Source organism: uncultured Campylobacter sp., assembly GCF_963517995.1.
Classification (GTDB): Bacteria; Campylobacterota; Campylobacteria; order Campylobacterales; family Campylobacteraceae; genus Campylobacter_A.
Genome location: NZ_CAUQHQ010000134.1, coordinates 1 through 6,113, shown reverse-complemented (window position 1 = coordinate 6,113; position 6,113 = coordinate 1). Strand labels below are relative to the sequence as shown.

Annotated in this window: 7 protein-coding genes and 1 pseudogene; all 8 read right to left on the bottom strand. The window is 42.7% G+C overall.

All coding sequences use genetic code 11. From position 1 onward, the window contains the following. Positions 1-853, bottom strand: an 853-nt coding sequence (gene atpG, locus RYL88_RS10915) for an ATP synthase F1 subunit gamma (protein WP_314991255.1), incomplete at its 3' end; no start/stop codon positions are given. A gap of 9 nt (positions 854-862) precedes the next feature. Then, entirely contained in the window at positions 863-2,380 is a 1,518-nt protein-coding gene (atpA, locus tag RYL88_RS10910) for a F0F1 ATP synthase subunit alpha (RefSeq protein WP_314467620.1), read from the bottom strand. A gap of 13 nt (positions 2,381-2,393) precedes the next feature. Further along, entirely contained in the window at positions 2,394-2,924 is a 531-nt protein-coding gene (locus tag RYL88_RS10905) for a F0F1 ATP synthase subunit delta (RefSeq protein WP_314991254.1), read from the bottom strand. Next, complete coding sequence (locus tag RYL88_RS10900; RefSeq protein ID WP_314991253.1) at positions 2,924-3,421, bottom strand: F0F1 ATP synthase subunit B; 498 nt, start codon at positions 3,419-3,421, stop codon at positions 2,924-2,926. Before RYL88_RS10900 ends, RYL88_RS10905 begins: the two co-directional genes overlap by 1 nt. A 1-nt stretch (position 3,422) precedes the next feature. Beyond that, entirely contained in the window at positions 3,423-3,845 is a 423-nt protein-coding gene (locus RYL88_RS10895) for a FoF1 ATP synthase subunit B' (RefSeq protein WP_314180070.1), read from the bottom strand. A gap of 98 nt (positions 3,846-3,943) precedes the next feature. Then, on the bottom strand, positions 3,944-4,798 hold the full coding sequence (locus RYL88_RS10890) for a ParB/RepB/Spo0J family partition protein (RefSeq protein WP_314991252.1): 855 nt from the start codon (positions 4,796-4,798) through the stop codon (positions 3,944-3,946). A gap of 3 nt (positions 4,799-4,801) precedes the next feature. After that, entirely contained in the window at positions 4,802-5,584 is a 783-nt protein-coding gene (locus RYL88_RS10885; protein ID WP_295144882.1) for a ParA family protein, read from the bottom strand. A 130-nt stretch (positions 5,585-5,714) separates the two neighbouring features. Beyond that, a pseudogene (locus RYL88_RS10880) lies at positions 5,715-6,113 on the bottom strand (biotin--[acetyl-CoA-carboxylase] ligase); the annotation flags it as partial.

Below are 6,113 nucleotides of genomic sequence, written 5' to 3'. Positions count from 1 at the left end.
CTATAAGCTCAGTGGTGATAGACTCTTGGCGAGCCTTGTTATACGATAGTTTTAGCTGCGCGACGCGCTCTTTGGCGTTGTTGGTCGCATTATCCATTGCCTGCATTCTGGCGCTATGTTCAGCCGCGAGGCTATCTACTAAAGCATAATACATGCTATACTCGAAATACTTCGTAAGCAGTTCGTTTAAAATTTTACCGTCGTCGCTCGGCTCAAATTCCATCAAAGAATTCGTCTCGACTTCGACGAGCTTCGGCGGCTCGACCGGCACAATATCGTTTATACGAATTTGCTGAGAGATCATGTTATTGTAGCCGTTATGTACCAAAATAACTTTATCAGTCGCACCGCTTATAAAGTCATCTATCGCATCTTTTATGATATTTTGGGCCTTCTCATAGGTAGGAGACGAGCTCACGCCGACATATTTTTCAAGCAAATTTATACCCTGGAAGCTAAAAAATTCTATACCTTTTTTACCTACTGCGCGAAGTCTTATCTTTACTTTTTTCGCCTTAAATTCGTTAATCATATTCCTAACGGTTTTAATAGTCTGAATATTAAAACCGCCGCAAAGACCCTTGTCTGCGGTGACGAATATAATATCGACCTTCTCGATATTCTCCTTAACGTCGAAAAATTTACTCTCAGTGTTTACGGAGCGATATTGGTTGATTTTATAGGCGATTTCAGATAAAACTTCGTTGATCTTGAGCGCATAAACCCTAGAGTGACGAGCTGCTTCTTCAGCCTTGCGAAGTTTAGCCGTAGATACCAGCTTCATCGCGCGCGTCGTCTTTTGGGTGTTTTGGACGCTCTTGATCTTTCGTTTTATATCTTTTAAATTTGACATATTCTAGCCTTAGTTAGCGGCAAACGTCGCTTTAAAGTCTTTTAGCGCCTTGTGCAAAAGCTCCTCGATTTCTTTGTCAAGTGCTTTTTTGGTTCGAATTTGCTCGAAAATTTCAGGATATTTCGCCTCAATATAAGGATAAAGCTCGGCTTCAAATTTTGTAACAGCTATAGTCGGGATATCATCCAGATAGCCTTTTGTACCGGCGAAGATAATAACGACTTGCTTTTCAACGGCTAGCGGGCTGTAAGGAGGCTGTTTTAGCACCTCAACCATCCTTTGACCGCGCTCAAGCTGTTTTCTAGAGCTTTCGTCAAGGTCACTCGCAAACTGTGCAAACGCTTGAAGTTCGCGGTATTGCGCAAGGTCAAGTCTTAAGGTTCCCGAAACTTGCTTGGTCGCTTTTATCTGAGCTGCGCCGCCGACGCGAGAAACCGAAAGACCGACGTTGATCGCAGGGCGGATACCTGAGTTAAATAGATCAGATTCAAGGAAAATTTGACCGTCGGTGATAGAAATAACGTTTGTCGGAATATACGCCGAAACATCGCCAGCTTGAGTCTCGATAATAGGAAGAGCCGTTAGAGAACCTGCGCCTAGCTTATCATTTAGCTTAGATGCGCGCTCTAGCAAGCGAGAGTGTAGATAGAAAACGTCGCCAGGATAAGCTTCGCGGCCCGGCGGTCTGCGAAGAATCAAGCTCATTTCGCGGTATGCGACGGCGTGTTTTGAAAGATCGTCATAGATTATTAGGGCGTGGCGAGAGTTGTCTCTGAAATATTCACCCATAGTTACGCCCGCATAAGGAGCTAGGTATTGAAGCGCGGCAGCGTCGGAAGCGCTCGCATTTACCACGATAGTGTACCCCATAGCGCCGTACTCTTCAAGCTTTTTAACGACTTGAGCGACAGTCGATTGTTTTTGTCCGATCGCTACATAAATACAAATAACGTCTTGACCTTTTTGGTTGATGATGGTGTCTATCGCGACGGTAGTTTTACCTGTTTGGCGGTCGCCGATGATGAGCTCGCGTTGTCCGCGGCCGATCGGCACTAGCGCGTCGATAGCCTTGATGCCCGTTTGAAGCGGCTCGTGAACGCTCTTTCTAGCCATGATACCTTTTGCTTTTTCCTCGACGAATCTAGTCTCGCTAGCTTCGATCGGGCCCTTAGCGTCTATCGGCTCACCGAGTGAATTTACGACGCGGCCTATCAAAGCATCGCCCACAGGAACGCGTAAAAGTTTAGCTAGGCGTTTTACGCTCGAACCCTCTTTGATACCGTCCGTTTTACCCAAGATAACGATACCGACGCTGCTTTCCTCTAGGTTTAGAGCCATGCCTTTTTCGCCGTTCTCAAACTCGACCATCTCGCCGGCCATAACGTTTTTTAGGCCGTAAACGTTAGCAACGCCGTCGGCTACGGATATAACCTTGCCCGTCTCGTTTACATCGACGTTAAGGCTGAAATTTTCAATCCTTTCCTTGATGATGGCGCTGATTTCATCTGCTTTTATTTTTGCACTCACGCTTTTTCTCCTTTTATATTGCTTTTAATATGTATTCGCTCATTTGGGCTTTTAGCCTATCTACCGAAAAGCTAGCCTCCACGCCCAAATCGTCTAGTTCAATCTTGATACCGTTGTAATTGCTTTTTACCGGCTCCAAAATGATTTTTGCGTTAAATCTCTTAGAAAAGCTGCTTTCAAGCTCCGAAATTTGAGCCTGGCTGATCTGCGAGCCGCCGTAAATTTTGCCATAAAAAACATTGTCCATTTTTGATTTTTGCGCTAAAAGCTCCGAAACAATATTAGGCAAAATATCAAGTCTTTTATTTTCGCCGAGTAGCTTTATGAAATTTACAAATTTTTGATCCGCCTCACCGACTAAAGATAGGACAAAATCCGCTTTTTGGCTATTTTTTAAATTCGGCGAAACGATGATGTTTTGAAATTTTTCATTTGCGAATGCGTTTGCGATTTCTTGTAACTTAGCGGTAAAGTTATTAAACTCATCTTTGCTAAGGTCGCTAACTAGAGCTTTTACGTATTTTTTTGCTATAAGTTCTTTCATCAGCCGACCCTTTTAAGCATGATATTGATAAGCTCGCTTTGATCCATTTTAACGCTGTCGCTTGCGAAGATTTCATTTAAAATTTCGCCCACGACGGACTTAACCATGCGTCTTTTTTCAAATTCTTTTTGATCTTGGAAGCTTTTTTCCAGATTTGCAACCTCTTGCCTAGTCTCTTCTTTGATGTGCTCAGATATCAAAACAGCCTCTTTTCTAGCAGTTTCTACTAGGCTAGCGGCATTTGCTTTGGCCTCTTCTATGCGTCTTAGAGCGTCGTCTTTTTTAGCTTTTGAATCTTTTAGTTTTTGCTCGATACTATCAAGTCTTGCCGCGATACCGGCGATTCTTCCCTTGTAGGCGTTCTTGATAGGGTTTGCTATGAAATAATACAAAATTGCGGCAAAAACGATAAAATTTATCGTTCTAGGTACGATGTCGTATCCGCCGTCCGCCATCAAAACAAAAGGACATAATAAAAGTAAAATCTTGCTTTTCATATTAAATCCTTGCGAGTTTTGCTTTTAAAGCAGCTTGAAGTTCAGGCAGTTTTTGCTGTAAATCAGCTCTAAAATCGCTCTTTTGAGCGTTTAAATTTTGGATAAAGGCATCGTAATCAGCCTCCAAAACTCCGCGCTTTTCGCTGACTATCTTAGCGGCCGCGTCTTTTGCGGCATTGATAGCCTCTTGCTTTATTTTGCCCGCCTCGCTTCTTGCGGCAGCTATGAGCTGTTCTATCTGCGCTTCGTACACGCCAAGATCGCTCGTATTTTTACTAGCGCTCTCTTCGTCGTTTTTTATCGCATCGTTTCTAGCGTCTATAAATTTAAGTAGAGGCTTGTAAAGGATGGAATTTAAAACGGCGATAAGCCCTAGAAAAATAACTGCCGTTAGGACGACTAGCGGCAAATTAATTTCCAACATCAAATCTCCTTAAAGTTTAATATTTTCTTAAACATAATAAAATCGTGCTTATTTTACAAAAAAAAAGGATAAAACAAGCTAAATTTAAAGAAATATTTTTATTTTATCTTGTTTATTAGCCTATCGATATCAGCTACGTCATCAAATTCGATAGTGATTTTTTTGCCTTTTATCTTAATAGGTACGTCAAATTTAGAAAAAATCTCTTTTAAATTCGCTAGTCTTTCAAGATATCTTTCATCTAACTTAAGCGCTGTTTTAGGCGGCAATTTATTTTTTAAATTTTTTACCAAATTTTCCGTCTCGCGCACGCTAAGACGCTGCCCGATGATGGTATCGACCGCCGTTTTTTCGTCGTTTGGCTCAAGACCTACGATGACTTTAGCGTGCCCTTGCGTTAGTTTGCCTTCTTTTATATACTCTTGCGTCGCGGCGCTAAGGCTCAAAAGTCTCATAGTGTTCGTTATCTGAACCCTGCTTTTATGGATGATGTTTGCGAGTCCGTCCTGCGTGATTTTATATTCGTCTATAAGCTCTTTATAAGAATTTGCAAGCTCGATCGGATTTAAATCCTCTCTTTGGATATTTTCTATGAGGGCTAGCTCGCGCAAGCTTTGACTCTCGATGTCGGCGACTATGGCCTTTATCTTGCTTTCGCCTAGCATCTTAGTCGCGCGAAATCTCCTCTCGCCCGCGATCAGCATATATCCGCCGTCTTTTTCTATGACGATGATGGGCTGAATGAGCCCGTGCCTTTTGATACTTTCGCTAAGCTCTCTTAGTGCGGTCTCGTCGAAATTTTTACGCGGCTGATACGGGTTTTCTACGATCAAGTCCAAGTCGATATCTTTTACCATATCGCTATTGCCCTCGTTGAGCTCGGCTTTATACGCAAGCTCCACATCTCCCAAAATCGCCTCTAATCCGCGCCCTAGTCCACCTTTTTTAGCCATCTTTTATCCTAAAATACAGCAAGCTAAATTTTGATACGCTACCGAACCGGGTGATTTTATATCGTATAAAATCACCGGCTTACCAAAGCTAGGACTTTCGGCGAGCTTTACGTTTCTAGGCACTATAACAAAGCCATCGTCGGTCTCTTTACTCTTAAAAAGTTTATCTTCAAAATGCTGCTTTAAATTTGCGACGGTTTCTTTTGCTAGGTTGTTTTGCGAGCTGTACATCGTCGGCAAAAAGCCTTTTATCGTTAGTTTTTTATTAATCGTTTTTTTGATTATTTTCACGGTATTTAATATCTGCGCCAAGCCCTCTAGCGCGTAAAATTCGCACTGGATCGGGATGATCACGCTATCGCTAGCGCTTAGTGCGTTTACGGTGATGCTACCTAGAGCCGGAGGACTATCGATGATGATAAAATCATACTGCCCTTCGACCTCTTCGATCTTGCTTTTTAGGATTTTTTGATAGTCTTTATTTTGCTCGCTTAGCTCTTGTTCGATACCCACCAGACCGATGTTTGACGGCGCTAGAAAAAGCGTCGGTATCTCGGTTTTTAGCACGATTTGCGAGAGTTTTTTACGACCCGTTAAAACGTGATAGATATTGTACTCGTAATCGTTTCTGCTAAAGCCCATTCCCGTCGTCGCGTTCGCCTGCGGATCGATATCGATGAGTAAAACTTTTTTTTCGGCGACGGCTAAGGATGCGGCCAAATTTACCGCCGTAGTAGTCTTTCCGACGCCGCCTTTTTGATTTGCTATGGTTATAACTTCACACATATTTTTTTCCAGATTTTGTTTTGATTTATTTTACAAAAAACTTACTTTGTATAAGTTTAGTTTGCGCTTTAAATTTTCTGAATGCTTTTTACAGCGCATACGCCGAGCGTTTGTTTAAAATTTAATAAATCTACCTAAGAGAAAAAACTCTTCGTCCTCCTATAACCAAAGAGCCGTCGGGTAGGAGTTTGGCGTCTTTGAGCGCTACCTCTTCGCCCTCAAAGTGCGTGATAAATTCTCTTGATTTTTCAAATTCGCTCTCAAATTTTTTAAAAGCCTCCGCCCAAGACGGAGCCGCTTGCAGCCTCTTGCAAAACTCCCCGACCGCGGCGCTAGGACTCACGTCTATGTCTAAAATTCCGGCGTTTTCGGGCGCGTTTTTCAGATTTATACCTATGCCGCAAACGTAAATTTCGCCGACCCTCGTCGTCAAGGTTCCGCCGATTTTTTTATTGCCGACGTAAAAATCATTCGGCCATTTTAGCCAGATTTTCGAGCCGCGAGCCGCGAGCACTTCGCGCATTATCAT

Excerpts from the sequence above, each read along its gene's own strand:
- RYL88_RS10885 (WP_295144882.1), bottom strand. The coding sequence starts at position 5,584 with ATGTGTGAAGTTATAACCATAGCAAATCAAAAAGGCGGCGTCGGAAAG.
- RYL88_RS10890 (WP_314991252.1), bottom strand. The coding sequence starts at position 4,798 with ATGGCTAAAAAAGGTGGACTAGGGCGCGGATTAGAGGCGATTTTGGGA.
- RYL88_RS10895 (WP_314180070.1), bottom strand. The coding sequence starts at position 3,845 with ATGTTGGAAATTAATTTGCCGCTAGTCGTCCTAACGGCAGTTATTTTT.
- RYL88_RS10900 (WP_314991253.1), bottom strand. The coding sequence starts at position 3,421 with ATGAAAAGCAAGATTTTACTTTTATTATGTCCTTTTGTTTTGATGGCG.
- RYL88_RS10905 (WP_314991254.1), bottom strand. The coding sequence starts at position 2,924 with ATGAAAGAACTTATAGCAAAAAAATACGTAAAAGCTCTAGTTAGCGAC.